This window comes from Bradyrhizobium sp. SZCCHNR1051, from assembly GCF_032489615.1.
In the GTDB taxonomy this organism is placed as follows: domain Bacteria; phylum Pseudomonadota; class Alphaproteobacteria; order Rhizobiales; family Xanthobacteraceae; genus Bradyrhizobium.
The window spans coordinates 132,891-159,872 of record NZ_JAUEYJ010000007.1; the positions used below are offsets into that span (position 1 = coordinate 132,891).

The following is a 26,982-nucleotide window of genomic DNA, read 5'->3' on the forward strand; positions in this document are numbered from 1 at the left end:
ATGAAGACCCAAGCTGCCCTCCTGGTCCAGACCGGCCAGCCGCTCGTCCTGGCCGAGATCGAGACGCCGGCCCTGAAGCCGGGGCAGGTCCTGGTCGAGATCGCCTATTCCGGCGCCTGCGGCACGCAGGTGATGGAGTGGCGCGGCGACAAGGGCGAGGACAAATGGGTGCCGCACTGCCTGGGCCATGAGGGCACCGGCACGGTGATCGAGGCCGGCAGCGCCGTCACCAAGGTCAAGGTCGGCGACAAGGTCGTGCTGTCCTGGATCAAGGGCACGGGCATCGAGGCCGGCGGCGCCGTCTATGACTGGGACGGCAAGAAGGTCAACGCCGGCGGCGTCACCACCTTCCAGCGCCATGCTGTCGTCAGCGAGAACCGCCTGACCCTGCTGCCCTCCGACCTGCCGATGGATGTCGCGGTGCTGCTCGGCTGCGCCGCGCCGACCGGCATGGGCGCGGTCTACAACGTGCTGAAGGTGCAGCCGGGCGACGCGGTCGCCGTGTTCGGCACCGGCGGCATCGGCCTCAACGCGCTGATGGCAGCGGCATTGGCCGGCGCGATGCCGGTGATCGGCATCGATCCCAACCCGACCCGCCGCGCGCTCGCCCAGATCTACGGCGCGACTCACGTCATCGATGCCAGCGGCGACGTGCTGGCCGAGATCAAGAAGATCGTGCCGCAGGGCGTTGATCTCGCGGTCGAATCCTCCGGCATTCCGGCCGTGATGGAGCAGGCGATCAATTCGACGCGCCAGCAGGGCGGCCGCGCGGTCGTGATCGGCAATGCCAAGCATGGCGCGGCGCTCACGCTGAATCCCGGCGTCTTCAACCAGGGCAAGAGCCTGCTCGGCACCTGGGGCGGCGACAGCGTTCCGGATCGCGACTACGGCCGCTACGGCCGGCTTCTGAGCTCCGGCCGCTTCCCGGTGCGGGATCTCCTGTCGAAGCCCTACAGCCTCGCCCAGGCCGACCAGGCGCTGCAGGATCTCGCCGCCGGCAAGGTCGGCCGTCCGCTGATCGACATGTCGCTGCGTTAAGTCCAGGCCATGCGGATCGGGATCGACTTCGACAACACGATCGCCTGCTATGACGGCGTGTTTCATGCGGCCGCGCTGGAGCGCGGCCTGATCCCGGCCGACCTCGGCCGCGACAAGAACAGCGTCCGCGACCATCTCAACGGCAGCGGGCGCAAGGATGATTTCACCGAGCTGCAGGGCTATGTCTATGGCGCCCGCATGGACCTGGTGTCGCCCTACCCCGGCTTCGCGGAGTTCGTCGATGCGGCCCGTGCGGCCGGCCATGACCTGTTCATCGTCAGCCATAAGACGCGGCACCCCATTCTCGGACCGAAGCACGACATGCATGCCGCAGCGCGCGGCTTCCTGACCGACCGCGGCCTGATGGGATCAGCGCCCGGCCAGATCGCGCCGGACCGGGTGTTCTTCGAGCTGACCAAGGACGAGAAGGTTGCCCGCGCCCACGCGCTGGCCTGCGAGCTGTTCGTCGACGACCTGCCGGAGATCCTGGCCATGGCCGGATTTCCGCAAGGCATGCGCAAGGTGCTGTTCGATCCGGAGGACCAGTTCGCGACCAAGGCCACGGGCTATGAGCGCCGCGCCTCCTGGGCCGAGATCGCGGCGGATGTCGTCCGTGACCGCGGCTGAGGCCAGCGCGGATCTTGCCGCCCTGCTGGCGCTGGCGCAGCGCCTCACCGCGCAGGCCGGCAAGCCGAGCCCGCGGGAGCTGACGCGGCTGGCTGGCGGCCGCAACAACCAGGTCTTTCGCGTCGACACCGAGGCCGGCCCCCTCGTGCTCAAGCGTTACTTCACCGATGCCCGTGATACCCGCGACCGGCTCGGCGCTGAATGGAGCTTCATCAGCCATGCCTGGTCGCGCGACGTCCGCGTCGTGCCGGAACCGCTGGCCTGCGACCGCGCCGAGCAGGCTGGCCTCTACAGCTTCGTCGAAGGACGCAAGCTGACGGCTGCCGAGCTGGCACCTGTTCATGTCGAGGCCGCGATCGATTTCGTGCTCGCGGTGAACGCCCCGCCCCGCCCTGCGCTGGCGCCGGGCTCGGAAGCCTGCTTCTCGCTGGCCGAGCACATCGCGACCGTCGAGCGCCGTGTGGCGCGGCTGGCGACACTCGATTCCGACGTACCGCATGTGGCCGAGGCCCGGCAATTCGTGGCGACGCAGTTGCAGCCGGCCTGGGCAGACGTCAAGGCGACCGTTCTGAGCGGCGCCGCGGCCGAAGGGCTCGGCCTGGAGGCCGCCATCCCCGCCGATCAGGTCTGCCTGTCGCCGTCCGACTTCGGCTTCCACAACGCGCTGATCGACGACGCGGGCAAGCTGACCTTCCTCGATTTCGAATATGCCGGCCGCGACGATCCGGCCAAGCTGGCGTCGGACTTCTTCTGCCAGCCGGAGGTGCCGGTGCCGCTGGCCGTGCATGAGCATTTCACCGAGCGGCTGACCGAGGGACTCGGGCTCGATGCGGCCAGCGTCGCGCGCTGCCGGTTGCTGCTCGACGCCTACCAGGTCAAGTGGACCTGCATCATCCTGAACGACTTCCTGCCGCTCGGCGCCACCAGGCGCGCCTTCGCCGACACCGGCGCCTGGGCGCAGCGCTGCGCCGCGCAGCTCGCCAAGGCCGAGGCGCAGCTCGGCCTGATCGGCGCCACATCCGACTAACCGACAATCCCACGCCCGGAGATCTTCATGGCCTACCGCGAGTTCGTCAGTCTCGTCCACAAATCGACCAAGCGCGACTATCTCGCGCGCGTCACCCAGCGCGACAAGGCCGATGTCGCGGAGATGGCGATCAAGTACGATTACGACTATTGGGACGGCAGCCGCGAGACCGGCTATGGCGGCTACAAATATGACGGCCGCTGGCGCAAGGTCGCCGACGCGATGATCGAGACGTACGGCATCAAGCCGGGCATGCGCGTGCTCGACGTCGGCTCCGGCAAGGGCTTCATTCTGCACGATTTCCGCGAGGCCATCCCGGATCTCGAGGTCGCCGGCATCGACGTCTCGTCCTACGGCGTCGAGCACACGATGGAGAGCGTGAAGCCGTTCTGCCAGGTCGGCAGCGCGGCCAAGCTGCCCTACCCCGACAAGCACTTCGATCTGGTCATCTCGATCAACACGCTGCACAACCTCTACAACTACGATCTCGATGCCGCCCTGCGCGAGATGGAGCGCGTCAGCCGCGGCGCCAAATATCTCTGCGTCGAGGGCTACCGCAACGAGCGCGAGAAGGTGAATTTGATGTACTGGCAGCTCACCTGCCGCATCTTCCACACCCCCGAGGAATGGGCGTTCGAATTCAAGCGCTCCGGCTACACCGGCGACCACGAATTCATCTTCTTCGAATGAGTGCGAGCTGAGAGCGTCGACAGGCGCTCTCGCGACGCATTGGCGTCCGAGTGTTGCTGTAGATCGTCGCCCTCTCGATTGAGAGGGCGCGAGGAAGGCCGGGAGCCTGCCGCCCCCATGGCCCGCCTGCAGAAAGAAATGCAGGCGGCAGGTACCACAGGTTCGGCTGGGACATCCCGGCCTTCCCCGCGCGATCGGTTTTAACGGTGTCCTTCGTGCTCTCCCTGGGGATCGGCGTTCTTGCCCCCATTTTGCGACAACGCGCCTTTGGCGCGTTGCGCAGACCTCAGCGTCGAGAGGCCAGGACCACACGACTTCGCCGTCCGTAACGCTTGCGCTCGTCGGGCGCAGCCGTCACGTCCATCGCAGCCCACCTCCACGTATCGTGACGACGCGTACGTCCCTCTGCACGAGGCGGGATGGCGAGAGAAAACCACGTTTTCTGGAAAAACGAAAGAAGAATATTTTTCGTCACCTGACTGGACAAGGGTGATGCACCTGAAGATGCGAGCCAATTCGTCGTCGACGCGCACGTCGGAACCGGCTCGAGCGCCGGCGACCCGGATTGCGGCTTTGTCGGCCTCCCCGGCTGAAGACCCACGCAAAACGAGTGCGGATCCCGCATGCCGCTTTTGCGATCTTTGCAAAATGTATCTATAGATTGGCAGCGAAACATCGCGAGCGGCAGGGAACGGGGCTGTCATGACGAAGTCGTTGAAGGTGGCGATCGCCGAAGGCCTGCCCCCCCAGACCCTGTTCAAGCTGCGCTCGATCAAGCGCGCGCTGATGGGGCAGCCGCCTCCGGAACGGCCGCAGGCCGCTTTGGAGCCAAAGCCCGAACCCGAGCCTCAACCGGTCCCCGCGCCGGCCGCCGGAGCGGGGTCGGAGCCGCGGACGCGGCAGACCGAAGCCCTGGAACGGCTCGACGCCCACAAGATTAGCGCGCCGTACCTGTTCTTCGATATCGACGACGTCCTGATCCTGCCCGCCAAGGAGATCGCGCGCACGCTGACCTTGAGCGTGATGTATATCAACAGCGCCGATGTCAAAGGCGATATCGCCGAATTCGGCACCATGGGCGGCTTCACCGCGCGCACCCTGGCGAACGCGATGGTGTTCGACCCGCGCTATCAGCCGAACCAGCCGCTGCGCAAGCTGCGCCTGTTCGACAGCTTCGAGGGCCTGCCGGAAATCACGGCGCAGGTCGACCTCGAGTCGCAGCACGTGAAATCGGGCACCTGGTCGAAGGGCGGCTGCAGGATTCTCAGCGCCGCGGATCTGCGGACCATGGTCGAGGCCATCATTCCGCCCAGCCGGGTCGAGATCTATGAAGGCTGGTTCGCCGACACGGTGAAGCTGCTCCCGGACGACACGCGCTTTGCACTGATCCATTTCGACGGCGACCTCTACTCATCCACCATGGATGCTCTGGTGCCGTGCTTCGAACGCGGCTTCATCTCGAAGGGCGCCGTGCTCTGCTTCGACGACTGGAACTGCAACGAGGCCGACCCCGAGGCCGGCGAGCGCAAGGCCTGGGCCGACCTCGTCAGCCGCTTCAACATCGTCGCCAGCCATTCCGGCGACTACTCGATCCAGGGCACCAAGTTCATCATTCATTCCTATCTCGGAATGAAGCCGAGGGCTTGAGCAGCATGCGCTTCGCTTTCGTTGCGTCGCGGCCCCATGCGGTCAGAGGGTGAGTGCATGAGTTGTCCCTACACCACGCTGCCCGCGAGCAGCTTCTGGCGTCAGGCCGTTGCCGAGCGCAGCCCATCCGATCTCGATCCTCATCTGACCGCGCGGCTCCGCTTCGGTCCTGATCAGCGCGTCGCCTCGGCCGGCAGTTGCTTCGCGCAGCACATCTCGCGCGCCCTGAAGGAGCGCGGCTACAATTACTATGTCACCGAGCCGGCGCCGCCGCATCTGACGCCCGAGCAGGAGGAACGCTTCGGCTATGGCGTGTTCTCCGCGCGCTACGGCAACGTCTACAGCACCCTGCAACTGCTGCAACTGCTGCAGCGGGCGTTCGGAGCTTTCCGGCCAGCCGATCAGTTCTGGACCGACAGCGACGGCTGGGTGTTCGATCTGCTGCGCCCCCGCATCACGCCGCGCGGCTACATCTCGATGGTCGAGGCCGAGGCCGATCTGAAGCAGCATTTGCAGGCGGTGCGGCGGCTCTTCGAAACCACCGACATCTTCATCTTCACGCTCGGTCTGACCGAGAGCTGGGTGTCCAAGCTCGACGGCACGGTGTATCCGACCTGTCCGGGGTGCGGCAGCGCTGGCGACTTCGACGATGCCAAATACGCGTTCCACAATCTCTCGGTCATGGAGACCACCGGCTATCTTGCCGAGGCGATCAACCTGATGTCGGCAGCCAATCCGCGCCTGCAGATCATCCTGACGGTCTCGCCGGTCCCGCTCGCGGCCACCATGGAGCCGCGCCACGTGCTGCAGGCCACGACCTATTCCAAGAGCGTGCTGCGCGTTGCCGCCGAGGAGATGGTCCGGCGCTTCGACAACGTGCATTACTTCGCGTCCTACGAGATCATCACCAATGCGAAGAACGCGGGGGCGTATTTCGCCGACGATGCGCGCTCGGTCACGTCCGAGGGCGTCGCGCGCGCGATGAAGCTGTTCTTCGCGCAGTTCACCGGCGAGGACGCTGGCGCAGAGGTGCGATCCGCACGTGATGACGAACGAATGCAACCGGCGGCTCCTCCGGCCGCGCCGCAGATCATCTGCGACGAGGACGAGTTCTACCGCGCACTGGCCGCGAGCCGTAACAACTGAGGACGAGCGGCGGCCGCGGCCGAGCCTGTGATGTGAGGGGGGACGTATCAGCGTGGACACCGAGCTCGAAGCGGTTCTGCCGGTCTATATCGTCGGCGACAGCCATTCCCTGCCGTATCGGAACATGGTGTTCCGGGAGCGGTGGACCGGCGCCTGGGTGATGGCCCGTACCAAGTACATCCCCGGCGCCACGGCGCGGGAGTTCTATGATCCCGCCACCGGCGAGTTTCATCCTGACTTCATCGCCTTCCTCGAATATGAAGGCCTGGTGCGCAACGGACACGCGACGCATCTGTCGATGGACGAGGTCGATTTCGCCATTGCCAAGGCGGTCGGCCAGGCCGTGCGGCCGCCGCTGATCATGATCACCGTCGGCGAGATCGACGTTCGCGGTCCGCTCCTGCAACTCCTCAAGGACACCCACGACTTCGTTCCGCCGTTCGCCACCACGTTGCCTCTGCTCGACAAGCCGCTGGTGCCGTGGGATCTCATCGACGAGGCGATCGAGGCACGGCTCGGGCCGTTCGTCGCCGGGCTCGATCAGCTGGTCAAGGCCGGCTTCAAGCGCGTCTACGTGCAGAGCGTCGTTCCCCCGACCCGGCAGGAAGCGCGCGTCCGAGAGCTGCAGAACTACGACTGCCCTGTCTCCGTCCGGACCAAGCTGGTTCAGGCGTTCAACTGGAAGCTGGCGCAGAAGGTGCGTTCGGTGAACCTCTTCACGGTCGACCGCTGGCCCGACCTGACCGAGGGCGATCTGTTGCGTCCGGAGTTCGATTTCGACGGGGTGCATCTGCCGCCCAAGGGCGCCCGTCTCCTGCTCGAGTCGCTGATCGATCATGCGATCGACAGCCGCGGCCTCGTCGCCAATCACCCGCGATACGAACTCTATTATCGAATGGCGTGCGGCCTGGATCCGTTCCAGCCCACCAAGCCGAACGCAGCATGAGGACATCATGGCCTTGGGACCGATGATCAGCACTGCCAAGCAGCGGCTCAAGGGCGGCGTCAACCAGGCGCTCAGCGCTCTCGGCTACCGCCTGGTGCGGGCCGACACGTTCGACCGCCTGAACGGACATCCCAGTCCAGACGCAGCCCCCGCGGACAAGAACGGCACGGCGCAGCCGCGCCAGCTGACGCTGCTGCCGGCCGCGAACAGCGCGCCGCCGATGTGCACGGCCCATGCGCCGAAGTTCGATCCGCAGAAGACGCCGAGCCAGCTCGCCGACAAGATCGTCGCCTTCCAGCAGAACGGCGTCACGGTGATCAGCACGAATCCGGAAAAGGCGGCCATGTTCCGGGAAACCGAGAGCTTCGACCGCGACGTCAGCAACCGCCACTCGGCATGGGACTGGGCCGGCAACAGCGTCGCTCCCTACACGCAGGATCTGCAGACCGGGATGCCATCGGCGGCGCTCGTCGACTATCTGCACGCGCTGTTCAGCGGCGGCGATTTCGATTCCTTCTTCCGCGGCGTGCTCGGCTGCCCCGCCAAGGTCGCCAATGTCCGGCTGGTGCGCTCGAAGCCGCATTTGACCGAGGGCATCGGTCCCCAGCAATGGCACAGCGACGGCTGCCCGGCCGGCGTCATTCGCGGCGTGCTCTATCTCTGCGATGTCGACGAGCAGACCGGTCCGTTCCAGTATCGCGACGCCAATTACCGGGAGCACACGGTTCTGGGCAAGACCGGTGATCTGCTGGTGTTCGATGCGACCCGCCTCATGCATCGCGGCAGCCCGCCGTCGCACAAGACACGCTCCGCGATCGATCTGGTGTTCATGCCGCGCATGCCCGACGAGGAGATGACAATCATGGTCGTCGGCATGAACCACTGGCCCGCCGACCCGTTCTTCGTCAAGCTGCCGAAGGAGCGGCCCGCCGACGCCCACGACGCGCTGGCCGACGGACGCCGGGCTGCCAGCCTCTATTGACGCATGGCCGCCCGCTTGCACCATGGATGGAGGACGGCTAAGCCAGGAGGCAGCAGGTGGGCTTGCGCGCGACGCAGAAGGCGCGCACTCACCGCCGATATCGCCGTCACCGAGCGCGCGATCCCGTCTCGACGTGACGCCGCCTGTCGGGCGTTGCCAGGCGAACACCTCTCTCCGGCGCAGCGTCGCATCTGCGCCATCCCTCAAGGCCGTTTTGCGGTCATCGAACAGCGCCGCGTTGGAGAATTTGAATGCTGCAACCGTTGAAGAATGCGCTCGCCACCTCGCTGCCGCCGGACGCACTGTATTGGATGCGCTCGGTCAAACGGGCGATCATGTTCGAGCCGCCGCTGCCCTGGCCCTACGGGAACGGCAGCAGCGCCACCGTACAGGACAGGCCTCCGGCCGTGGCAATCGCAGCCCCGTCCGCCGACACGGTCGATGACGGACGCATCATCCAGGACATCGCGCTGGAGAAATACAGCGCGCGGCAGCTTCCCTCGCCCGGCGCATATTACAGCTATGCCGACGTGCTGATCCTGCCGGCACAGGAGATCGCCAAGACGCTCACCCTGTGCGTCCAATACGTCAACAGCGCCCATGTCAACGGCGATATCGCCGAGTTCGGCACGATGGGCGGCTTCAGCGCCCGCGCGATCGCCACGTCGATGGTGTTCGACCTGCAGCGCCAGCCGCTCGGCAAGAGCGCGTCCGGAGAAAACCCGTTCCGTATTCTACGCCTGTTCGACAGCTTCGAGGGCCTGCCCGAGATCACCTCGCCGGTCGACCAGGTCGCTCCGCACGTCATCTCCGGCGCGTGGGCCAAGGGCGGCTGCAAGGTGCTGGCCGCGCCGCAGTTGCGCGCCGTGATCGGCAAGATCATTCCGCCGCACCGCTTTCAGCTCTACGAAGGCTGGTTCGCCGACACCGTGAAGACGCTGCCGCCCGAGACGCGGTTTGCGATGATCCATTTCGACGGCGACCTCTACCAGTCGACCATGGATGCGCTCGTCCCTCTGTTCGAGCGCGGCATGATCTCGACCGGCGCCGTCATCTGCTTCGACGACTGGAACGCCAATCGTGCCATTCCGACCACGGGCGAACGGCAGGCCTGGAAGGAGCTGGTCGAGATGTTCGCGATCGAGGCCTCCAACGGCGGCGACTATTCGGTCGGCGGCACCCGCTTCATCATCCACGCCTATCGCGGCATCCCGGCTGATCCGGAGTAATGCGGCTCACGGCGACGGCCGCTGGGCCGGGCCAAGCAGGCTGTTGATGGTGTGGCGCGCCAGGAAGACGGCACCGGGCACCGTGAGGTGCCCGGGATCGAATGCCGTCAATTGCGAGCCGTCCGGACCGATCCGGCTGAGACAGCCTTCGTCGTTGCAGAACACGTCGCGCACGGAGATGTAATCGATGCCGAGCTCACGGGTCAGCTCGCGAAACAGCGCGTCGCGGCCGCGCGTCCATTCGTCGTTGGAGCGGAACAGGGTCCGCTCCGGCAACACCGTTCCGGTCTGCCGGTAGTAGTCGAGCACGTTGTGCGACAGGCCGACGCCCTGCCAGCTCGGCGGCGGTCCCATCAGCACGATCTTCGCAATGCCGTTGGCCCTGAGCAGCGCGACCGTGCGCGGCAGGTCCTCGCGCAGCACGGACTCGGCGTGGCCCCAGGTCGCGTCGAGGATGACGACGTCCGGCCGGAGACGGCCGATCCGCAACACGACGTCGTCGTTGATGCTCTTGCAGAACGGCCGGGCCTCCAAGGTGTAGCCGATCAGCGGTGGGCAGGCGGAGGCCGTATATTGCGCGACGTCATAGCCGCGCTCCGTCGACAGATGCAGCAGCCCCGGATAGAGCGCCGCGCCGTAGGAATCGCCCCAGATCAGCAGCAGCGGCCGGCGTCCCTGCCCGGCGCAGTCGGCGCCGAATGCGGAGGCAGGCTGCAGGAGCAGCAGGCAGCGGCCACGGCGCCAATGCGAATTGGTCTCGCTGCCCGACAGCATGAAGCCCCTGATCTCCGGCGCGAACCGGACCGGCAGGCCGCGCGTGCTCGTCGCCGCGACGCCGATCGGGATCATCGCCGCCATCACGGCCAGCAAAGACCACGCCCGCCACGCGACGGGCGCGGCTCCGAACCTGATCGGCAGCTCGATGAAGCGATAGGTGAGGAAGGCCAGCACGGCGCTCAGCCCGAGCACCGCGAGCAGGATCCACGCCGGAGCCGCCCCGCCGAACTGCAGCTTGGTGAAGGCGATCAGCGGAAAGTGCCAGAGATAGAGCGGGTAGCTGATCAGGCCGACGAACACCAGCGCGGGCCACGCCAACACCCGCTGAACCAGCGTGCCGCCGGCCGCAATCAGGGCCATGGTCGCCAGCACGGGGACGATGGTGCGAATGCCGGGCCATGGCGAGGCTGCGCTGAACGCGAGGAAGGCGACGGCGATGCCCGCCACACCAACAGCCGCTAGCATGCTGCTGGTGGTCGGACCGATCGGGCGATCGGCACGCTGCCGCAGCCACACCGCCAGGAGCGAGCCTGCCAGCAGCTCCCAGCCCCGCGTGGTCGGCGAATAGAATGCCCACGCCGCCTCCCTTGCAGGGGTCGACAGGCAGACCACCAGCGACCCGAGCCCGAGCGCGGCCACCATGGCCGCCTTCCGTGACGGCCATCGGGCGATCAGCACGAACATCGCGGGCCAGACGATGTAGTACTGCTCCTCGATGCCGAGCGACCACAGATGCAGCAGCGGAAGGCGCTCCGCACCGGGATCGAAATAGCCCACGATCTGCTCGTGCAGCATGAAGTTCTCGATGAAGGCGGCGGCGCCCTTGATGTTGGATCCGAGCGCTTCCATCTCGGCGACCGGGAATACGAACCAGGCGATCACGAACGTCGCCAGCACCACGGTGATGAGAGCCGGGAAGATCCGGAGGATGCGGCGGGCGTAGAAGGTCGCAAAACTGAAGCTATTGTCCGCGCACTGCCGATCGATGATGCCCGTGATCAGATAGCCGGAGATCACGAAGAATACGTCGACGCCGGCAAAACCGCCGGGCAGCAGCCGCGGGAAGGTATGAAAGACGAGCACGGCGACGACGGCGATCGCGCGCAGGCCGTCGATGTCGGGACGATAGAGCAGCGCGTGCGCCCGGCTGATCGGCCGCTCATGGCGATCCGCTGCGGCCGCATGATCAAGGCTTTCGGTGATCGCCATTCTCACGCATTCCCTGAAACGCTCGCGTCTTTTCCAGAGCGCCGACGAGGTCGCGGGTAAAGTCAGCCGCGCCCCTGGCGTCGAGATGGCCGCCGCCATCCCAGCTCGAATAGTCGGTCCGCGCCGGCAGCGCCGTCTCGACGCCGACGGCATCCGCAATCTCACGAACCTGGGTCAGGCAGCCGTGAAAATTGGGAACGAAAGTCAAGACCACGGGCGCGCCGAGCGACTGCACGAGGTCACGCGCATTGGCGATCACGTCGGGCGTGGTGTGACAGTCGGGATCGCGCGTCATCTTCACGCCCGGATTGCCTTCGGCGAGAAAGCGCGGAAACGTGCTCATGTCGGCTGCGCCGGTGCGATCATCGCGGTCGAAGCGCGGCAGCGGTCCGGCCCGCGGACCGGCGAGCGCCTGGCGCCATGGCCGCGTCACGTCCTCGAAGCGCCAGCGCAGATTGCGCCGGATGATCTCGTAGGTCGCGCCGAAACGGCTGAGCTTCGTGCTCGGGATCGGACGGACGTCGGCGCCGAACGCGCGTGTGAGGTTGCGGTGGAAGAAGTTGCCCCCGCCTCCGCCATCGTCGGCGTTCAAGATCCACAGCCGCGGGCGGAGGTGATGCTTCAGCGCGATCTGCCGCGCGAATTCGCCGCTGGCAACGCCGACGAACGCCATGTTGTAGAACTTGAGGCCATAGGGGTGCTCGAGGCGCTCGCGCATGACGGTCTCGTCGACCGCAAACGACACCAGGGACGAGCCGAGGATGATGACATCGGCCTGGCGGGCGTTGTCGATCGAGCGGCCGATGCCATGGTAGAACAGATCCTGGTCCTGGATCTCGGTGACGCTGTCGCCGCCGAAATTGCGGTACCATGACCGATCCCCGGCCCTGCTGATCGCGCTGAAATGGTCGCCGCCCTGCGCAGCCAGCCACAGGCTGACACCGCCCAGCATCGCCGCCGTCATCCCGAGCAGGCTGGCGAGATAGCGCCCTGCCCGGCCGAGGCCGTCCCCGGCCTCATGCCCGGCCCAACCGGTCTGCTCTGTCCGACGATCCATGGCGGCCCCGGGGCGGACGACGCGGCTATTTGTCGAAGCCAGGCAACGCCTCCAGCGCCTGTCTGGCAATGAAGACGGAGCCGGGATAGGTCAAATGGCCGCTGTCATACGCGGTCAGGTCGGATCCGTCCGCGCCGATCCGGGCGAGACATCCGTCGTCGTTGCACATCATGCGGCGCGCCGAGATGTATTGAATGCCCACGCGCTGCGCGTGCGCCTCCAGGAACTCGTCGAGCGCCCGCGTCCAGTTGTCGTTGGAGCGGAACTTGGTGCGCTCCGGCAACAGCGAATGCGTCCGGAAATAATAGTCGAGCATGTTCGCGGGCAGGCTTTCGCCGAGCCAAGTCGCCGGCGGCCCGAGCAGTACGATCTTCGGAACATTGAGCTCCTTCAAGGCGGCAACCGTTCTATCCAGCCCATTGCGCAGGTCGTCCGGACCATAGCTCCAGGTCGAATAGAACAGGACCAGATCCGGCTTCAGCTCGGCGACCTTCTGGATGACGAAGTCGTTCGCGCCCTTGCAGAACCGCCGTTCCGGATGGACGAAACCGAGCAGCGGCGGACAGGCGGAGGCGGTGAATTCCGCGACCTCGAATCCCCGCTCGGCACCGAAATGAGCAAGTCCCGGATAGAGCGATGCCGCATAGGAGTCGCCCCAGACCAAAATGAGCGGATGGCGGCCGGTGCCCGCGCATTCCGGAGAGAATTCGGACGCGCTCTGATCCGGCTTCAGCAGGCATTTGTCGGCCCGCCAGAAGCGGGCAGTCTCGCTGCCGTCCAGCATGAAGCCGCGAAGCTCGGCGGGAATGCGCGCCGGCAGGCCATTGGTGCGGTCGGCGACCACGCCGACGATGCCCAGCGCGACCATGCCGCCGAGCAGTCCGCCGACCTTGAGCGGCACCAGGCGTCGGCCGAAGCGGATCGGCCGCTCGATGAGGCTGTAGGTGGCCCAGGCCAGCACCATGCTGGCCACGATGATCGCGACCATGACCCACACCGGCACCGCATCGATGAACTGGATGCGCGCATAGGCCATCAGCGGGTAGTGCCAGAGATAGAGCGGATAGCTGATCAGGCCGACGAAGACGGCCGGTGTCGACGACAGTACATAGCGATGCACCAGCGTGCCGCTGGTCGCGATCAAGGCGGCTGCGCCCAGCACGGGCAGCAACGTGTGAACGCCCGGATGCGGGGTGAGCCGACCGTAGCGCCAGAACGCGACCACGATCGCGAGCATCGCGGCCAGCGCGATGAGTTCGCGGACGAGCGGGACGCCGATCAGCGGCTGCGGACGAGCCTCCGCACTGCGGCCATTGACCCAGAGCGCGAGGGCCGAGCCGACCAGCAATTCCCAAGCCCGCGTCACCGGCAGATAGAACGCATAGTCTGGCGCGCGCGGCTGCACGATCAGGCACGCGACGAACGACGCCGCCGCCAGCGCGACCGTGATCGCCAGGCTCCTGCGCCGCCATGAGCCGATCAGCATCAGCAGCAGCGGCCAGACGATGTAGTATTGCTCCTCGATCGCCAGCGACCACAGATGCAGCAGCGGCTTCTTCTCGGCGGCAAGGTCGAAATAGCCGACCTGCCCGAGCAGGATGAAGTTCTGGATGAAGACGGCGCCGCCGGCGATGTTGGTGCCGAGCGATTTCAGCTCGCGCGGCGGCAGCACGAACCAGGCGATCAGGAAGGTGACCAGCACCACCGTGATCAGCGCCGGAAAGATGCGGCGAATCCGGCGGGCATAGAAATCGGCGATGCTGAACGTCTTCGACAGCATCTGCTTGTGGATGATCCCGGTGATCAGATAGCCGGAGATGACGAAGAAGATGTCGACGCCGTAGAAGCCGCCGGGGACGGCCGCGGGAAACGCGTGGTAGAGAAGGACCGGCAGCACGGCGACGGCACGCAGGCCGTCGATGTCGGCGCGATAGCCGAGCGGGGTGGCGCGGGCTTCTTCCAGGGACATGTTCGGTTGGGCGAAGTTCATCGGACCGTTTCGTTTCAGGAGCGATCGAGCAGAGACGCCGCATATTTGTCCAGGAAATAGCGGGACGGCCGCGAATTGCCGAAGAATCCCTGGATGTTCACACATTTTTCCCAGGCATCGTCGACCGGCGGGATGACGGGCGGCGCCCCGGAGGACAGATCCAGCACCTCCCGGGTGGTCTCCAGGATCTCGTCGGCCGAGCTCTCGCCGACGGTGAGGCCGGCAGCCTTGACCGTCTCATAGGTCGGAAACGTCCAGCGCCAGGTCTCGGAGGTGACGTCGCTCAATGACAGCATGCGCCCCTCGCGCGTATGCACTGGCTTGAGCGAGAAGCGCGTGTCCTTCGACCACAGCAGGCCGACGGAGCTCAAGGCGTTCACCATGGCGGTCGGAATGCCGAAGCTGCTCGCGACATAGGCAAAGCCCGAGGTCGTGCCGATGAACATGCGGGCGCGGCGCATCAGGTGGATGTCCATCTCCGCCACCTGATCCTCGCTTCTCGCGTAGTCGACCACGCGCGGCATGTCCGGCAGCGGCGGCGCCTTGCGGCCGCCCATGCGGATCACCCAGCCGCCCTGCTGGGTGATGTAGCGGACGGTCTCGAGATAGTTGCCGATGGTGGCACTGCGGATCGACTCGCCCGTGCCGAGGGTCTCGCCGCGCGCTTCGGCGTCGCGCATGTGCAGGCAGACGAACCAATCGCCGGGTGCAAGCCCCCATTTCCGACGCAGCGCCTGGTACAGCACCTCGGTCCTGTCGTCCGCCTGCATGCGCGCGTCATAGATGTCGCGCAACGGAAAACCCTTGCCTGCGCGCTCCCACTGCTGGAGAGCCATCGCGCCTGCATCGTTCCAATACATCGTCCGGCCGTCCTCGAACTGGAAGGCCTGATGCGAGTCACCGAGGAAAGGCGTCAGGCTGGCGAGCTCGTACCAGACACCGGGAGAAACGTTCTCGCCCAGGGTGAGCGTTGGACAGATCTCGGAAAACAGCGAAAGGAAAGGCTTGTTGGCGATCCGATCCTTGTAGGCGAGCAGGAGCGGCTGTCCTTTCCACCACCCCATGCTCCGCATCATCAGGTGCACGTTCAGATGACCATTGTGACCGATCAGCGCGCTCCAATCGGGTGAGAGCAATCTGACATCGCCGAGCTCGGCACCGACCCCATCGAGCACACGCTTCAGCTCGGCAGACGGCTTCGGAAGATGACGGCGAAGGCGACGTTGCGTGTCCAGACCGCGTCTGTAAACGAGAGGGACCTTATCTCCTTCACCGTTGTGGTAAGTCCTGAGCAGGAGTTCGCGATAAGCATAGAACAAGTAGATGTCGAGACAGACCCCGCGATCAGGCAGATGCGCGGGGAGGCTTTCCCAGTACTGCCCGGACTCATCCAGCTCTCGAAGGACCCCCGTCGAATCGACGAGACCGAGTTCCTGCATCAGGCGCGCGATCACCTCGCGGTCGCGGAAGAAATAAGGAATGAACTGCTCGGCCGGAACGTCCCTCGGAACGTGATCGAACTCGACACGCCCGCGAAAAGCCCGTTCTTCATATTGAAAGTTGCGATGCTCCAACATCAGCCGGACGAAGGTCCGCATCGCTGGCGACCGCTCGGCAGCCTGCTGCCAGTCAAGATAATGGATCTGCGTCAGCATATCCATCGAGTATCCGTCACCGACGACGCCTGTTCCGTGCAAGGCGAGCTCGGCAATCGGGTGCTCGCCATCCCACTTCAACCGGCGGAACAACGGCAGCGCTTCTTTCCGGTACCCGGCGAGTAGAAGATAGAATGCCACCTCGTTCGGGTAGCGCTCCCAAACAGAGCTGTTGAAGATCCAGGGCAAGTACCGGCCCAGGAAGGGACCGCAGAAAAAGACGAAGTGGCGGTCCAGGCCCGGATGCTGGAAGAAGTGGCGGAATTGTACCGTCAGCCAAAACCTCGCCCTGAACGGCAACACCGTGAATGCCAGATTGCGCAGAAAATGCCGACCCGGAAGCCGCGCGAGAAGGCGCAATAGAGGATAATGCCGTCCGAATGCACGTTCCGCGAGCGTCAGGTCGCGGAACGGAGAGCTGCCGACGGGCGGGCCCTCGGTCGAAATGGTGTCGAGCGGCAAACCGCACCTCCGGCGCAACCTCGGAAACAGCAGGCAACGATTACTGTGAAGGCCCCACCCGATCAACCCGAATCCGGCGGAAGGAGCCGCCGCGCCCGCCTTCGAGATCCGCCTTCGGGGACATAAGCCGCACGTTGTGCCTAGTGATGCCTGCATCGGAGACAGCGTGAATTCGCCTCCCTCGCTTGTGGTGAGACCGTCAGAATTGCGGCGAGCTCGGGTTCAATCGGGCGAAGCACTGCCGCCGGACTTGCCGACGCCCCAGGGGCCCCGGACCCGCTCTCGCGAGCCCAACAGCCATCCGAACGGCCCCGTCGGAGAGCTGCCATCGTCGTTGGCAGCGGTCCGTTCAAGTCCCCCTCTCCTGACAGGCAGCGAGCGCTTGGACTGGCGGCCAACCGACTCGCGCTCTATGCTCCTGCCACGCCTGGGCGCAATCCCTGTCTGGTCTGGAAAGCTGGCAGGCCCGTTTCAATGCCGGGCGGTTGGGCTGCAGAAGCAGTGCGCCGGAGAAACCTTCGATATCGTCATGGGGCCTTGGAAATGTTCTTCGAGTCCGTTCACTCAGATCCAGCCGGGCATCCCGCGCCACGTCAACGCAGTCGGGTACAAGCGTTGAAGTCGAACCTCGCCGGACGTGCCGCGAGGGCGATCGGCTGGCTTCTGAATGCAGCCGGCCAGGAACGGGCGGAATCTTTGAAGGACCTGATCTTCGCCCTGTTGACCTTCAAACAGGCCTTCATGGTGGCGCTCGTCTTCCACCGCTATGCACACCGGAACGAGTTTGACCGGCAGTTTCGCTATTTCTGCGGTCCCGACATCGAAAAGGAGATGCAATGGGTGCTCGCCCGCGGCCACTCGGGTCAGTACTGCAACGAGCTGATTCTCTTCCTTCTCATGTGCGAGAAGGAGAAGCGCGTTCTGGAGCTGTTTCCCAGAATCGACTGGGACCGGGTCGATGACGAGTTCATGGAGGCGATCGGCAAACTGACGAAAAAGCTGACGTCCGGCTACTTCATGGAGCTGCTGGCGCAGGCCCACACCATCAATTGGACCGCACTTCGTCCGCAAGACCTGCGCCGGTTTGCCGAGCTGATCAAGATCATGCTGGAGCACCGGAACTTTCGTTTCGAGCAGACCTCCTTCGAAGGACGGCAATACGATGCGCGCCGAGACGGCGACCCCGAGCTGTTCGAAGCCCCGCTCGACCGCTACGTTCCCAACTTCTTCTGCGACAAGGAGCTGATCGAGACCCTCGTCACTCAGCTCGGTCTCCCCCGGCACGACGATATCCTCGCCACACGCGAGGACCGCGGCCAATACTGGGAGCGCTTTCCCGCCGACCATCCGCAGCGCAAGGTGTTGTCGGAGATCAACCTGTTCTACGCCTATCGCCACCTTCTGCTGACGACATATCACAGCGGCGAGGGCTTCCATGTCCCCCAGGTCTACATCAAGCTGACGGAGACACAGAAGCGGTTGCGCCGTCATCTTCCCGCGCCAAGCCCCGAGCTCAAGGCCCTTCTCAAGAAGCTCGACACCGATCTATCGGACGTCAGGCTGCTCTCTCCGGACTGGAGCGCGCTGATCGGGCATAACGGCCATCTCAACGTTCATCTGATGATGCGCGAGATGGAGTGGTGGCAGGGCCAGCCGCTGCTCCTGGCCTACAAAGACCGGATCGCCAACAAGCCGTTCCTGTCGCTGTTCTCCGAGATCTGTCCGACGCTCACCTTGGGCGAGAACGTCAGCGCCGGACTATGGCACGAACTCGCCAGCCTCACCCCGTTCATCGGGGATTCCCACCAGGCATTCCGCTTCGAGGACGGACGCGCGGTGTACTGGAACGATGCGGGCTCACTCGCGCTCAAGCAATGGGAAAGCCGGCAACGAAGCTTTCCGCTGCGCGACATCTACGACCGCCGACTGCTTGCCGACAACCGCGTCGAGCAGACGTACCAGGACTACCGGCGCAGGTGGGGCATGGCAGACGGCGACTGGTTCGTCTGCCTGCACGTGCGCGACGCCCAGACCCGGAATGATACCGAAGGCGTCGGTGAATCCATCCGCAACGCGTCGCTCGCGAGCTATCTCGATGCGGTCCGCCACATCACCGAATGCGGCGGATGGGTTGTCCGGATGGGCGGTCGCAAGGTGCCGCCGTTCCCGCAAATGGAACGGGTGGTGGACTATGCCCGCAGCGACGATGCGTTTCCAGAGATGGACATTCACTTGATGCGCCGTGCCCGCATGTTCATCGGCACGACCTCCGGCTTTGCCTATGTGGCAAGCAGCTTCGGCATCCCCACCGCGATGGTGAATGCATTGAGCTCGATCGGCCTGCTGTGGTCGACGGACACCCGCTTTGCGCTCAAGCCCGTGCACAGGGCGGACGGCCAGATGCTTTCGCTGAGCGAATGGACCTCGGAAGAGTATCGCTGGGCTTACCCGACCCATGAATCCATGGCGCGTGCCAAACTCGTCGTGAGCGAGAGCAGCTCCGACGAAATCCTGGAAGCCGTGCGCGAGGTGCTCGAAATTTCCGATCCCCGGCGGAAAGGACCCGCCCCCGGCGTGGACGGCAAATGGGAGCGTCACGTCCAGGTGCCGGGCTTCTTCGGCAGTTCACGGCCGAGCCGGTATTTCCTCGAGAAATACGCTCAGGACCTGCTGAGAGAACCGTGAGGACAGCGCAACGCATCGAGCGATGCCGCCTGGGCCAGGCGCGCACCTGAGGACGTCGGCCGCGAATAGTTGGGCGTGCTGTCGGACTAGCGTTGTCGTGCCATGGCGGCCTCGGGGAGGCTCTTCCGCAGCGGAGCCGGTCCAGGCACCAAGAATGCACTTTCGTACTTCGCGAGATAGTGGGCACTGATCGTGCCGCCGCCGTAATAGTGAGGCAGCAGAAGCTGCTCCCTCCAGAGCGACAGGAGTTGCTGCGAGGCGGTGTTGGCCGCGTGCCCGCAAGCGAGATCGACGACCTCTTCGACGACCGCGAGGATTTCGTCTGACGTGTTGTTCAACGGCTGCGCTCCGTTGCGGCTGAGAACGCAGGCGTCGAACAAGCGCCAGCGCCAGGGGGGCGAGGTGAGCTGAGTCTGGGTCAGCATCCTTCCGTCGGCGAGACGCACCGGCTTCAGCGCAAACCGAACAGCGCTGTTCCACAATTGCGGATCCGTGGTGATGCAATTCACGAGGGCACTTGGAATGCCGAAGCTGATCGCGACATTCGTCAATCCTGAAGTCGTGCCAATGAAGGCTTTGGCATTCCGAATGAGGCAGATGTCCATCAGTTCGGATCTGAACCCGCTCTGAGCATAATCGATTGCACGGTCGAGCGGCGGAAGTCCGGGTGAATTTGGACCACCGAGCTTGATCACCCAGCCGCCCCTGCGGGTGACCGCGTGGATCGCATCGAGGTAGGTCTCAATCGGCGCATTGCGATGGGTCTGGCCGGTGCCGTCGACCTCGGAATAATGGGAACCGTCGCGGGTGTGCAGGCACACGTACCAGTCGTCCGGCTTCATGCCCCAGGATTCGCGCATCCGCCGATAGTCGTCCTGCAATTTCGGCGCCGCCTCGTAGAGGCGGTCATACTCGTCGCGCAAGGGATGCCCGCGGCCATCCCGCTCCCACTGCAGGATGGCAAGCGCCCCGGCTTCCTGCCACGGCACCACGTCGCCGTTCGGCAGTCGAAACACATTGAAGTTCATGCCGTACCAACGCTGCAGCGACAGCAGCTCTTCGCCCAGCGCGTGAGAGATGGTTTCCCCGATCACGACGATATCGGCGAACCTTTCGAACAGCCGAAGAAACGCCCTGTTCGCCACGCAGTTGGGTCGCACGACGATCAGCGGTCGTCCCGACCACCACCCCAGGTCGCGCATTCGGAACAGGATGTCCAGCATCCCGAGGTGACCGATCTGGGTCGTCCATTCCTCGGGAAGGACCCGCAATTGCTCCAGTGGAATTCCCAACCTGCGCAACAGGTGGCTGGCCTCCGCTGATACGGCCGGCGCCGCCTTGCCGAGCAGCTCCGACTGCGCCGCAAGCGCTCTCGTGAACAGACCGATGCCGACGTCGCCAGAGCCGACATGAGTCACGCGCTGGCCGGTGAAGTTGCAGAGATCGAACAGCCTGCCCGCGGAGCCGCAGGTGAAATCGAGGGGGTTGGGATGATAGTTCCGCGCCGGCCGCGACGCCATGTTCTGGTGAGGACGCATGTAGTCGGGAATGCCACGGCATGCGTCCGACATGCATTCGACGGCGCGGGCCTCGTTGCCCACCATGATCTCAAGCATGCCCTTGAGAAAGGCGAGATGTATCTCCGATTCCGACCTTGCCCTCAGATCCAGCTGGGAGGCCAGCCGATAGGCCTTGTCGAACTCCCCGAGCTCGAAGAGCGCGCGAATCATCATGTTCGCCAGTTCCGGCGAGCGGGCTGCGAGTTGATCCTGGAGGACGAGATCATAGGCTTCCCAATCGGCCCCGATCCGAAGCAGCAGTTCCGCTGACAGCATTGGAAAGCACCGTCCGAGCAATCCCGAAAACCGCAGGTCCGGATCCTTCGCCAGCAGAGACGCGCAGTAGACCTGATAGGCTCTTTGCAGCAGGCGGCGATCGCGAAGGTCTCCGATCTCGAAGAAGGCGAGGATCAGGAAGGCCAGCCGCGGCGGCAGCAGGCGCAGCAGCTTGGCAGTCCCGACGATCAGGATGCGCGCCCATCGCTGCGGCCCCAGCAGAGACCGCTCTCCCCAACGGGCCGATTCGGCTGGCAGAGTCTCCAGTGCGTTGAACAGCTCAAGGAATCCGCGTCTGCGCACTGGGCTCTGCAGAACTAGCGGCTCCTTGAAGCGCTGCATCGGCTACCCCAAATCCGTCTTCGGCTCACGGCCAGGCCCCCGTTCTCGAACATCCAGACCGCCCTGCGGCAGACCAGGAGAAGGCTATGCCGTTTGTCGCCTGTCTCGAATTGGCTGTCGGCAATACACGCCGCATGCCTGTCGGGCTGTCAAGCCAACCCGCGACCAATGAGCGTGATGATCCCGTGAACCCACTCGGTGATCGGCAACAGCCCTGCCCTGTCGACAATCAGCAGAATTGTCGACCACAGAGCCAGCCGCTCGAGCACGAGCCGGCCGATCCCCAGCAAGATGAAGACGAAAGCCACAAATCCCGCAAGCAAGGCGTTGAGGAACCCTGCGCCGACTGCAAGAAGAACACAGAAGAGGACCGTGCTCACGCAGACGGTGCGCAAGATCGATCTTAAAACGAAAACCATATCCTTCACGCCGGCGCCCCCTCTTACCAACGTTAGATCTCATGCGGCGGAACAATAGCCGCCAAAGCCCCTGGTCATCATGTGTAGCATCTTCGCTGGAAGACTGCCCAGTCGCACAATCCCCGCTACTGTAGAACAAATATCTACTGGCGTTCTTGACACTGATTCGTCGGTTGAACCGAGAAGGAGTGATGCGAGCGCTCAAAGAGCAATAGTAACGCGAAACATCACAAATGACGCGAGTTCCAGGGTCTCTGCCAAGCCGAACATTTTACGTTGTCATGTTCCCGATTACACTGCTATGGAGGTTGCCTCCAGATGGCAACATCCATAGCAGCCGGCGCGCTGGACGCAGCGGCGAGCCTGAGCGTGTCCATTGATCGAGCGATCCAGCCGAGCCATGTCCACCGGACCACTATTCGGCTGCCGATTGTGCGGTCAGCCGATCGCCACGCAGGCGCTCCCGCTTGGTGAGCTCCCGGTCTGCAACCGGTTCGCGCGTGAGAACCATGTCCAGCGTCGGATAACCCTCGACATCGTCGCGTGCGACACGTGTCAGCTCGTCCAGCTCCGCGAGCCTCCGCCGGCAGACGTGCTTGTTCCCGAGGTGCCATGGATCCGCTACCGGGAGCCGGAAGCCCATCTCGACGCCCTGGTCGGAGAACTGCTGTCGTTGAAGCCGCGGGCCTGCACCGCCCTCGGGACCGGTCCGTTCGAGGGGCCCCTGCTGGGCAGGTTGCAGGCCCGCGGGCTCACCGCGAGCGCCCTTGCGCTCGGTGCCGACGGCGCTCCGGGACGCTATCCCTATCTGGAAACCTGGCAGGCCACCCTCCGTGCCGAACGGCTGGCTGCAGAAGCGACGCAGCTTGGCACTTTCGACATTGTATCGTGCCGCTACATCCTCGAGCACACGCCGGAGCCGGTGCAGGCGCTGCAAGCACTCAAGGTTCTGCTAAATCCCGATGGCCTGCTGCTGATCGAGGTCCCCGACAGCAGCAAGTTCCTCGCGGCGCGCGACTACTGCTTCCTGTGGGAGGAGCACAGCTGCTACTTCGTCGAGGACACGCTGCGGCGTCTGGCTGAGGTGAGCGGCTATCGCGTTCTGGCCCTGCTTCGCTATCCGGGCGCCCTGGAAGATGCCCTGGTCGCCGTCCTCACCCCGGCCGATAGTCCCGCCCCGCCGGTCGCGCCTCGCGGACCTTCCAGCCTGTTCCAGGCCTATCGTGACAATTTCGCCGCCACCCGCGCGCAACTGCGCAGCAAGCTGATGGCCCTGGCCGGTCCCGACCGCGACCGGATCGCGCTGTTCGGCATCGGCCATCACGCCATCATGTTCGTCAACGCCTTCGGCCTGGCCGACCTGATCGCGGTGGCCGTCGACGATGACGCCGACAAGGCGGGCTTTTTCCCCCCCGGCCTCCATACGCCTGTGGTAGGCTCGCAACGATTGCTGGATGACGAACGGATCAGGCTGTGCCTGTTCGCCGTGGCCCCCCATATCGAGGGCAAGGTGCGTGAAAAGCTTGCTCCGCTTGCCGCCAGGGGCGTGGAATTCCGCTCGATCTACGCCGCGCTCGACAATTCGATCATGAGGGATCACGCATGACGCTCGTCCAGAAATCCCCCGAGGTGTTCCTCGCCGAGGGCCCGATTGCGGCGGTCGGGCAGTCCGAGATCAGCACCCTGAAGGCCGCGGTGAAGGCCAGCCCGAAGCGGCGGGCCCGGATCAACGCCCATCCGGACGGCGATGACACCCTGCATGAAATGATCATCGCGATCGATTCCAGCTCCTACATCCGGCCGCACAAGCACCCGGGCAAGAGCGAAGCGTTCCACATCATCGAGGGCGAGGTCGATATCGTGGTGTTCGACGACGACGGCCGGATCGAGCGCGTGGTCGAATTGGGGCCGCCGGGCGGAGCGCGGCCGTTCTACTACCGGATGTCGAACGCGTTCTTCCATACGTTGATCATCCGCAGCGACCTGCTGATCGTGCACGAGATCACCAACGGCCCGTTCCGCCCCGGCGCCAGCGTGTTCGCCGACTTCGCGCCCGAGGACAGCGACGTCGCCGGCGCCGCGGCCTATCAGGCCGATCTCGTCCGGCGTGTCGCCGCACGGCGGGGCGTTGCGGCATGACCAGCCATGCCGTCGTGGTCGGCGGCACCCGCGGCCTCGGCCGCGTGGTCGTCGAACGCTTCCTGGCGCGCGGCTGCGCCGTCAGCGTCGTGTCGCGGCAGCGCCCGGCCGATTTTCCCGATCAGCCCGGCTTGAAGCATTTTTCCGCCGATCTCGAGCGCAGCGAGAGCTTTGCCGGGCTCTGGGGTGAGATCGCCGAGGCCAACGGCCCGGTCCGCTACCTCGTCCTGAGCCAGCGCTTTCGCGGCCAGGGCGATCCCTGGGCCGGGGAAATCCAGGTCGGCCTGACCGCCTCGCGCGACCTGATCGAGGGCTTTTCCGGCCATTTCGCTGACGATGGCGACCGCGCCATCGGCGTGGTCAGCTCGGTCTATGCCGAATTCGTCGGCAGTTCGCAGCCGGTCGGCTACCACGTCGTGAAGGGCGGCCTCAATGCGATGGTCCGGCATTACGCCGCGACGCTCGGCCGGCGCGGCATCCGCGTGAACGCGATCATGCCGCTGACCTATCTGAAGCGCGAATCGCGCATCTTTTACGAGCAGAACGAGAAGCTGATGGAGACCTACCGGAAGCTGGTCCCGCTGGGCCGGCTCGGGACGGCCGAGGAATGCGCCGACGCCCTCGACTTCCTCTGCAGCGCGCGCGCTTCGTTCATCAACGGGCAGAGCCTGTTCCTGGATGGCGGAGTGTCCACAGTCTGGCAAGAAGAGGTCGCCAAGAGCTTCGCGGGCCTGTAAAACCCGCCGCAAACTCCTCTCCGGCCGACCATCCCGCCTGCGGGATCGCCAACCCAGGATCGACACCTCATGCAGCACGTCAAGCACAAGACCGATTGCCGCCTGTGCGGCTCGACCTCGCTCGATCACGTGCTGCCGATCAGGCCTTCGGCGATCGGCGACGCGTTCGTGACGGCGGACCGGCTGAGCGAGACCCAGGACCTCTACCCGCTCGACTGCTATCTTTGCCTCGACTGCGGCCATCTGCAGAATCTCGACGTCGTCGATCCCGACATCCTGTTTCGCGACTACACCTACCGCACCTCGGTCTCGCTCGGCCTCGTCGAGCACTTCAAGCGCTATGCGCAATCGGTGGTGTCCTCGCTCGCCATCCCCAAGGGCAGCCTGGTCGCCGAGATGGGCAGCAATGACGGCTCGCTGCTCAAGGCGTTCAAGAACGAGGGCATGCGCGTGCAGGGCATCGACCCCGCCCGCGACATCGCGGCGACCGCCACCAAGGAAGGCGTGCCGACGATCCCGGATTTCTTCACCAGCGCGCTGGCGGCCCGCATCAAGTCGGAGCAGGGCGAAGCCAAGCTGTTCTGCGCCAACAACGTGTTTGCGCATATCGACAACATGTCCGACGTCGTGAAGGGCATCCGCCTCCTGCTCGCCGACGACGGCGCCTTCGTTTTCGAGGTCTCCTACATCGTCGACATGATCGACAACATGGTGTTCGACACCATCTACCACGAGCACGTCTCGCATCACGCGCTGATCCCGCTCGAGACCTTCCTGAACCGGCACGACATGACGCTGTTCCATGTCGAGAGGACAGGCACCAAGGGCGGCTCGATCCGGGCCTTTGCGCAGCCGAAATCGACCGGCAAGCGGCCGCGCTCGGCGGAGCTGTCGAAACTGATCGCCGAGGAGGAGCGGCGCGGCGTCACCAAGCCGCTGATCTACCGGGACTGGTTCGTCGCCATCGAAAACTGCAAGCGCAGGGTGCTCGCCACCCTCGACGAGGCCATCGCCGCGGGCAAGCTGGTCGCGGCCTACGGCGCCTCGACCACCACCACCACCCTGCTCTACCATTTCGAGCTGGAAAGCCGGATCAAGTTCATCGTCGACGACAACCAGCTCAAGCACGGCCGCTTCAGCCCGGGCGCCCACATCCCGGTGCTGCCCTCCAGCGAGCTCGCGACGCGAAAGCCCGACATCGTCGTCATCCTCGCCTGGATCTATGCGGACCCGATCCTGAAGCGCAACCAGGCCTACCTGGACGCAGGCGGCCGATTCCTGGTGCCGCTGCCGGAGCCGCGGATCGTCGGCGCCGCGGGCTCGGTGGCGATCTGAGCCGCGGCGGCGGCCTGAGCTGACCGGTTGACAGTGCCCTCGTAACATGGTCCAGCAAGCCCCGGCGATTGGCCGCCGGCGTGGCGGGGGTCCAACCGCATTCGGCTGGTAAGACAAACACTTACGGCTCACGCGAGGTACAAGGATGACCACCCTGACCGATGGACAGGTCGAGCGGTTCGTGGTTGCGGATCGGCGTCGCATCTCCTGGGCGCGCTGCCGCGAGGACATCGCACCTTTCATCACCCGTCACGTCACCTGGCGCGCGCTCGCTGCCGGTGACATCCGATCGAAATACCGCCGTACCATGCTGGGCCCGTGGTGGATCACGGCCACCAACGCGATCACCGCCCTGATCATGGGCACGGTGGCCGGCCGCTTCCTCGGCGCCGACATGAAGACCTACCTGCCCCACTTCATGGTCAGCATGACCATCTGGAGCTTCATCTCGTCCTCGCTCAGCGAAGCCTGTTACACGATGATCAATGCAGGCGGCATGATCAAGGCCGTCGACATGCCGATTCTGATCCATGTCATGCGTATGGTTCAGCGCAATCTGATCATCTTCCTGCACAACATCGCGGTGATCCCGTTCATCTGGCTCGTCTATCCATGGTCGATCGGATTCGGAATGGTCCTGGCCATCCTCGGCCTGATGATCGTCTACGTCTTCGTCGTCAGCGCCTCGGTGATCGTCTCAATGATCTGCGTGCGCTATCGCGACGTGCCGCCGGTCATGGCGGCGGTGCTGCAGCTCTTGTTCTTCGTCTCTCCGATCATCTGGGAACCGTCGAGCATCCGCGGCGGCGAGTTCATCGTCACGCTCAATCCGATCGCCTATCTGTTGGCGGTCACGCGCGGTCCGCTGATGGGCGACGTTCCCGGCCTTGCGACCTGGGCCGGTGCCATTGGATCGGTCGCGGTCCTGACCGCCGCCATGATCTATATCTACACGCGCTATCGGTCGCGCGTCGTGTATTGGGCCTGATATCATGGCCGGGAGCTCTG

General features: G+C 64.9%; 21 protein-coding genes. 15 read left to right on the forward strand and 6 right to left on the reverse strand.

The window, feature by feature from the left end; all coding sequences use genetic code 11:
* The 9 genes from QW868_RS10540 (at position 1) to QW868_RS10580 (ending at position 9,332) form a co-directional block, all read left to right on the forward strand.
* Entirely contained in the window at positions 1-1,038 is a 1,038-nt protein-coding gene (locus tag QW868_RS10540) for a zinc-binding dehydrogenase (RefSeq protein ID WP_316230507.1), read from the forward strand.
* Between the two features lie 9 nt (positions 1,039-1,047).
* Positions 1,048-1,665 (forward strand): hypothetical protein, encoded by a 618-nt coding sequence (locus QW868_RS10545; protein ID WP_316230508.1) that lies wholly within the window; start codon positions 1,048-1,050, stop codon positions 1,663-1,665.
* Entirely contained in the window at positions 1,643-2,692 is a 1,050-nt protein-coding gene (locus tag QW868_RS10550) for an aminoglycoside phosphotransferase family protein (protein WP_316230509.1), read from the forward strand. The genes QW868_RS10545 and QW868_RS10550 overlap by 23 nt, the downstream gene beginning before the upstream one ends.
* A 27-nt stretch (positions 2,693-2,719) precedes the next feature.
* Positions 2,720-3,382 (forward strand): class I SAM-dependent methyltransferase, encoded by a 663-nt coding sequence (locus QW868_RS10555; RefSeq protein ID WP_315738905.1) that lies wholly within the window; start codon positions 2,720-2,722, stop codon positions 3,380-3,382.
* Between the two features lie 702 nt (positions 3,383-4,084).
* A complete protein-coding gene (locus QW868_RS10560) occupies positions 4,085-5,029 on the forward strand; it encodes a TylF/MycF/NovP-related O-methyltransferase (protein ID WP_315738906.1) in 945 nt (314 codons plus the stop codon).
* A 57-nt stretch (positions 5,030-5,086) separates the two neighbouring features.
* A complete protein-coding gene (locus QW868_RS10565) occupies positions 5,087-6,175 on the forward strand; it encodes a GSCFA domain-containing protein (RefSeq protein ID WP_316230510.1) in 1,089 nt (362 codons plus the stop codon).
* 52 nt (positions 6,176-6,227) lie between these two features.
* Positions 6,228-7,121: a hypothetical protein gene (locus QW868_RS10570; protein ID WP_316230511.1), complete on the forward strand. Its 894-nt coding sequence runs from the start codon at positions 6,228-6,230 to the stop codon at positions 7,119-7,121.
* A gap of 7 nt (positions 7,122-7,128) precedes the next feature.
* Entirely contained in the window at positions 7,129-8,103 is a 975-nt protein-coding gene (locus QW868_RS10575) for a hypothetical protein (RefSeq protein ID WP_315738909.1), read from the forward strand.
* 251 nt (positions 8,104-8,354) lie between these two features.
* Positions 8,355-9,332, forward strand: coding sequence for a TylF/MycF/NovP-related O-methyltransferase (locus QW868_RS10580; protein ID WP_316230512.1), 978 nt, complete (start codon positions 8,355-8,357; stop codon positions 9,330-9,332).
* A 6-nt stretch (positions 9,333-9,338) separates the two neighbouring features.
* Here the strand turns inward: QW868_RS10580 and QW868_RS10585 are convergent, their stop codons facing one another.
* The 4 genes from QW868_RS10585 to QW868_RS10600 are packed head-to-tail and all read right to left on the reverse strand — an operon-like array spanning position 9,339 to position 16,482.
* A complete protein-coding gene (locus QW868_RS10585; RefSeq protein WP_316230513.1) occupies positions 9,339-11,318 on the reverse strand; it encodes an acyltransferase family protein in 1,980 nt (659 codons plus the stop codon).
* On the reverse strand, positions 11,296-12,375 hold the full coding sequence (locus QW868_RS10590; RefSeq protein WP_315813243.1) for a hypothetical protein: 1,080 nt from the start codon (positions 12,373-12,375) through the stop codon (positions 11,296-11,298). Before QW868_RS10590 ends, QW868_RS10585 begins: the two co-directional genes overlap by 23 nt.
* A gap of 25 nt (positions 12,376-12,400) precedes the next feature.
* On the reverse strand, positions 12,401-14,365 hold the full coding sequence (locus QW868_RS10595; protein ID WP_316230514.1) for an acyltransferase family protein: 1,965 nt from the start codon (positions 14,363-14,365) through the stop codon (positions 12,401-12,403).
* A gap of 14 nt (positions 14,366-14,379) precedes the next feature.
* Positions 14,380-16,482: a TIGR04372 family glycosyltransferase gene (locus tag QW868_RS10600; RefSeq protein WP_316230515.1), complete on the reverse strand. Its 2,103-nt coding sequence runs from the start codon at positions 16,480-16,482 to the stop codon at positions 14,380-14,382.
* 474 nt (positions 16,483-16,956) lie between these two features.
* Between QW868_RS10600 and QW868_RS10605 the strand changes: the two genes are divergently transcribed.
* Positions 16,957-19,167 carry a TIGR04372 family glycosyltransferase gene (locus QW868_RS10605; protein ID WP_316230516.1) on the forward strand — a complete coding sequence of 737 codons (2,211 nt, stop codon included), beginning with the start codon at positions 16,957-16,959 and terminating at the stop codon, positions 19,165-19,167.
* 86 nt (positions 19,168-19,253) lie between these two features.
* Here QW868_RS10605 and QW868_RS10610 read toward each other — a convergent pair whose 3' ends face one another.
* Positions 19,254-21,344, reverse strand: a complete 2,091-nt coding sequence (locus QW868_RS10610; protein WP_316230517.1) for a TIGR04372 family glycosyltransferase — start codon at positions 21,342-21,344, stop codon at positions 19,254-19,256.
* Positions 21,345-21,493: 149 nt separating this feature from the next.
* Entirely contained in the window at positions 21,494-21,763 is a 270-nt protein-coding gene (locus QW868_RS10615; RefSeq protein ID WP_315777190.1) for a hypothetical protein, read from the reverse strand.
* A 400-nt stretch (positions 21,764-22,163) separates the two neighbouring features.
* Here QW868_RS10615 and QW868_RS10620 point away from each other — a divergent pair, with 400 nt between their 5' ends.
* The 5 genes from QW868_RS10620 to QW868_RS10640 all read left to right on the forward strand — a co-directional run bounded on the left by QW868_RS10620 (position 22,164) and on the right by QW868_RS10640 (position 26,962).
* On the forward strand, positions 22,164-23,369 hold the full coding sequence (locus tag QW868_RS10620) for a methyltransferase domain-containing protein (RefSeq protein WP_316230518.1): 1,206 nt from the start codon (positions 22,164-22,166) through the stop codon (positions 23,367-23,369).
* A complete protein-coding gene (locus tag QW868_RS10625; protein ID WP_316230519.1) occupies positions 23,366-23,902 on the forward strand; it encodes a WbuC family cupin fold metalloprotein in 537 nt (178 codons plus the stop codon). The genes QW868_RS10620 and QW868_RS10625 overlap by 4 nt, the downstream gene beginning before the upstream one ends.
* Entirely contained in the window at positions 23,899-24,639 is a 741-nt protein-coding gene (locus tag QW868_RS10630; protein ID WP_316230520.1) for an SDR family oxidoreductase, read from the forward strand. The genes QW868_RS10625 and QW868_RS10630 overlap by 4 nt, the downstream gene beginning before the upstream one ends.
* Positions 24,640-24,708: 69 nt before the next feature.
* Positions 24,709-25,974: a class I SAM-dependent methyltransferase gene (locus QW868_RS10635; protein ID WP_315782735.1), complete on the forward strand. Its 1,266-nt coding sequence runs from the start codon at positions 24,709-24,711 to the stop codon at positions 25,972-25,974.
* 145 nt (positions 25,975-26,119) lie between these two features.
* The gene (locus tag QW868_RS10640; RefSeq protein ID WP_315738922.1) at positions 26,120-26,962 is read left to right on the forward strand and encodes an ABC transporter permease; all 843 of its coding nucleotides are present in this window, start codon (positions 26,120-26,122) and stop codon (positions 26,960-26,962) included.
* Positions 26,963-26,982 lie beyond the last annotated feature (20 nt).

What these genes read in the sequence shown, in the direction of transcription:
- QW868_RS10540 (WP_316230507.1), top strand. Translation starts at nt 1, where the DNA reads ATGAAGACCCAAGCTGCCCTCCTGGTCCAGACCGGCCAGCCGCTCGTC.
- QW868_RS10545 (WP_316230508.1), top strand. Translation starts at nt 1,048, where the DNA reads ATGCGGATCGGGATCGACTTCGACAACACGATCGCCTGCTATGACGGC.
- QW868_RS10550 (WP_316230509.1), top strand. Translation starts at nt 1,643, where the DNA reads ATGTCGTCCGTGACCGCGGCTGAGGCCAGCGCGGATCTTGCCGCCCTG.
- QW868_RS10555 (WP_315738905.1), top strand. Translation starts at nt 2,720, where the DNA reads ATGGCCTACCGCGAGTTCGTCAGTCTCGTCCACAAATCGACCAAGCGC.
- QW868_RS10560 (WP_315738906.1), top strand. Translation starts at nt 4,085, where the DNA reads ATGACGAAGTCGTTGAAGGTGGCGATCGCCGAAGGCCTGCCCCCCCAG.
- QW868_RS10565 (WP_316230510.1), top strand. Translation starts at nt 5,087, where the DNA reads ATGAGTTGTCCCTACACCACGCTGCCCGCGAGCAGCTTCTGGCGTCAG.
- QW868_RS10575 (WP_315738909.1), top strand. Translation starts at nt 7,129, where the DNA reads ATGGCCTTGGGACCGATGATCAGCACTGCCAAGCAGCGGCTCAAGGGC.
- QW868_RS10580 (WP_316230512.1), top strand. Translation starts at nt 8,355, where the DNA reads ATGCTGCAACCGTTGAAGAATGCGCTCGCCACCTCGCTGCCGCCGGAC.
- QW868_RS10585 (WP_316230513.1), bottom strand. Translation starts at nt 11,318, where the DNA reads ATGGCGATCACCGAAAGCCTTGATCATGCGGCCGCAGCGGATCGCCAT.
- QW868_RS10590 (WP_315813243.1), bottom strand. Translation starts at nt 12,375, where the DNA reads ATGGATCGTCGGACAGAGCAGACCGGTTGGGCCGGGCATGAGGCCGGG.
- QW868_RS10595 (WP_316230514.1), bottom strand. Translation starts at nt 14,365, where the DNA reads ATGAACTTCGCCCAACCGAACATGTCCCTGGAAGAAGCCCGCGCCACC.
- QW868_RS10605 (WP_316230516.1), top strand. Translation starts at nt 16,957, where the DNA reads ATGCCGGGCGGTTGGGCTGCAGAAGCAGTGCGCCGGAGAAACCTTCGA.
- QW868_RS10610 (WP_316230517.1), bottom strand. Translation starts at nt 21,344, where the DNA reads ATGCAGCGCTTCAAGGAGCCGCTAGTTCTGCAGAGCCCAGTGCGCAGA.
- QW868_RS10615 (WP_315777190.1), bottom strand. Translation starts at nt 21,763, where the DNA reads ATGGTTTTCGTTTTAAGATCGATCTTGCGCACCGTCTGCGTGAGCACG.
- QW868_RS10620 (WP_316230518.1), top strand. Translation starts at nt 22,164, where the DNA reads ATGTCCACCGGACCACTATTCGGCTGCCGATTGTGCGGTCAGCCGATC.
- QW868_RS10625 (WP_316230519.1), top strand. Translation starts at nt 23,366, where the DNA reads ATGACGCTCGTCCAGAAATCCCCCGAGGTGTTCCTCGCCGAGGGCCCG.
- QW868_RS10630 (WP_316230520.1), top strand. Translation starts at nt 23,899, where the DNA reads ATGACCAGCCATGCCGTCGTGGTCGGCGGCACCCGCGGCCTCGGCCGC.
- QW868_RS10635 (WP_315782735.1), top strand. Translation starts at nt 24,709, where the DNA reads ATGCAGCACGTCAAGCACAAGACCGATTGCCGCCTGTGCGGCTCGACC.
- QW868_RS10640 (WP_315738922.1), top strand. Translation starts at nt 26,120, where the DNA reads ATGACCACCCTGACCGATGGACAGGTCGAGCGGTTCGTGGTTGCGGAT.